The organism is bacterium, assembly GCA_035529855.1.
Taxonomy (GTDB): Bacteria; RBG-13-66-14; B26-G2; order WVWN01; family WVWN01; genus WVWN01.
The window spans coordinates 1-2,744 of record DATKVX010000130.1; the positions used below are offsets into that span (position 1 = coordinate 1).

General features: G+C 62.8%; 2 protein-coding genes. Both read left to right on the forward strand.

Annotated features, from left to right (window positions below; genetic code table 11):
* On the forward strand, nucleotides 1–348 hold a 348-nt coding region (locus tag VMX79_12835; protein ID HUV87982.1), incomplete at its 5' end, for an Hsp20/alpha crystallin family protein.
* A 58-nt stretch (nucleotides 349–406) separates the two neighbouring features.
* On the forward strand, nucleotides 407–2,744 hold a 2,338-nt coding region (lon, locus tag VMX79_12840), incomplete at its 3' end, for an endopeptidase La (protein ID HUV87983.1).

Below are 2,744 nucleotides of genomic sequence, written 5' to 3' on the forward strand. Positions count from 1 at the left end.
TCGTCGGGCGCGCCGCGCCACTGGATCCCGGACGCCGACGTCTTCGAGACCAAGAACGACCTCGTCGTGCGGATGGACCTCGCCGGCGTCAGCCGCGACGCCGTCAAGGTGCTGCTGGACGAGGATACGGTTATCATCACCGGCATGCGCAAAGAGGAATACCACGAGGAATGCGAGTACTACCACCAGATCGAGGTGGAGTACGGATACTTCCGGCGCGTCATTCACCTTCCCCGGCCGGTAGACGGCGACAAATGCCGGGCGCTGTATCGCGACGGTTTCCTCTTCGTAATCCTCCCCAAAGTCGAAACGCCGGTTACGATTCATACCACGGTGGAGATACTTTAAGGAACGGTAACCGCCGGGCCCGGCCGCGGCCCGCTCCGTACTAAGGTGGTGCATTACGTTGCCTAACGAAGAGAACGTCGAGGCGGTCGAGCTTCCCGAAGAACTACCCATACTGCCGCTCCGCGGGACCGTCATCTTCCCGTTCATGATCGTCCCTCTCGTCGTCGGCCGCAAGTCGAGCATCAAGCTCATCGACGACGCCGTGCGCGGCAACCGCATTATTGGCCTGGTCGCCCAGAAGGACCCCGAGACCGAGGACCCGGAGGCCGACGACATCTACGGCGTGGGGACCGGCGGGATGATCCTCAAGATGCTGCGGATGCCGGACGGCTCGGCGCGGATAATGGTCCAGGGCATAACGCGGGTGGCGGTAAAGAGTTTCGTCCAGACCACGCCCTATTTCAAGGCCAAGATCGAACGCCTCGAAAACCCGGAAAAGAAAACCACCAAGATAGAAGCGCTGCAGCGCAACGCCCTCAACCTCTTCCAAAAGGTCGTCGAGCTTGCGCCCAACCTGCCGGAAGACGCGTACGTCGCGGCGATGAACGTCGACGACCCCGGCAAGCTGGCCGACTTCGTCACCTCCAACGTCAACGTCGACCTGGCCGAGCGGCAAGAGATCCTGGAGGCGGTGGACGTAACCGAACGGCTCGAGAAACTCACCTCCATCCTCAACCGCGAGGTGGACCTGCTCGAGCTGGGTTCCAAAATCCAATCCGAAGCCAAGAGCGAAATGGACAAGGCCCACCGCGACTACTACCTGCGCCAACAGCTCAAAGCCATCCGCAAGGAGCTGGGCGAAGAGGACCAGTACGCCGTCGAGATCGACGAGCTGGAGGAGAAGCTGCTCGAGAAGGCGCTGCCGGACGAGGTCCGCGAGGAGGCGACGCGCGAGCTCAACCGCCTTAAGACCATCCCGCCCCAGGCGGCGGAATACGTCGTCGCGCGCACGTACCTCGACTGGATCCTGACCCTCCCCTGGCTCGAGGGCTCCGACGACAACCTCGACATCGCGCACGCCCGGGCGGTCCTGGACCAGGACCACTACGACCTGGCCGACGTGAAGGAGCGCATCCTGGAATACCTGTCGGTGCGCAAACTCAAAGCCGAGATGAAGGGACCCATACTCTGCTTCGTGGGGCCGCCGGGCGTGGGCAAGACGTCGGTCGGCAAATCCATCGCCCGGGCCGTGGGCCGGAAGTTCATTCGGATGTCGCTGGGGGGAGTGCGCGACGAGGCCGAAATTCGCGGCCACCGCCGGACGTACGTCGGCGCGCTGCCGGGCCGGATAATACAGGGAATCCGGAAGGCCGGCACCAACAACCCGGTCTTCATGCTGGACGAGGTGGATAAACTCGGGATGGATTTCCGCGGCGACCCCGCCTCCGCATTATTGGAAGTCCTCGACCCCGAACAGAACTTCTCGTTCTCGGACCATTACCTCGACCTCCCGTTCGACCTGTCGAAGGTGATGTTCATAACCACCGGCAACATCCTCGACCCCATACCGCCGGCGCTGAAAGACCGTATGGAGATAATACGGCTGCCCGGCTACACCCTGCCCGAGAAGTTAAACATCGCGAAGCAGTTCCTAATCCCGAAGCAGCTGGCCGAACACGGCCTGGGAAAAAGGTCTTTGAAAATCGCCGACTCGGCGGTAAAGGAGATTATAAACCGGTACACGAGAGAGGCCGGCGTTCGCAACCTGGAGCGCGCCATCGCGACCATCTGCCGCAAGACGGCGCGGCAAATCGTCGAAGAGAAAACGGGCAAGGTCACCGCCACGAAGAAGAACCTGGCCGATTACCTCAAAGCGCCGCCGTTCTACCCGGAGACGGCCGGCCGCAAAGACGAAGTCGGCATCGCGACCGGCATGGCCTGGACCGCGGTAGGCGGCGTCATACTATTCATCGAAGCCTTGAAGATACCCGGCAAAGGCGAGCTCATCCTGACGGGCCAGCTGGGCGACGTCATGCAGGAGTCGGCCCGCGCCGCGTATTCCTACGTCAAGGCCCACGCCAAAGAACTGGGCATCGGCGGCGAAGCCTTCGAGAAGTACAACATCCACATCCACGTGCCGGCGGGCGCCACCCCCAAGGACGGCCCCTCGGCCGGCGTCGCGATGGCAACGGCGCTGGCGTCGGTCCTGTCCGGCCTGCCGGTGCGCCACGACCTGGCGATGACGGGCGAGATAACGCTGCGCGGCAAGTTAATGCCCATCGGCGGCGTCAAAGAGAAGCTCCTGGCCGCGGTCCGCGCCCACATCCCCAACGTGTTGTTCCCCGAGGAAAACGAGAGCGACATCCTCGAGGTCGAAGAGGAACACCGCGACAAAGTACACGTAACGTACGCCAAGACCATCGGCGACGTCCTGAATGCCGCGCTCGTCGGCTTCG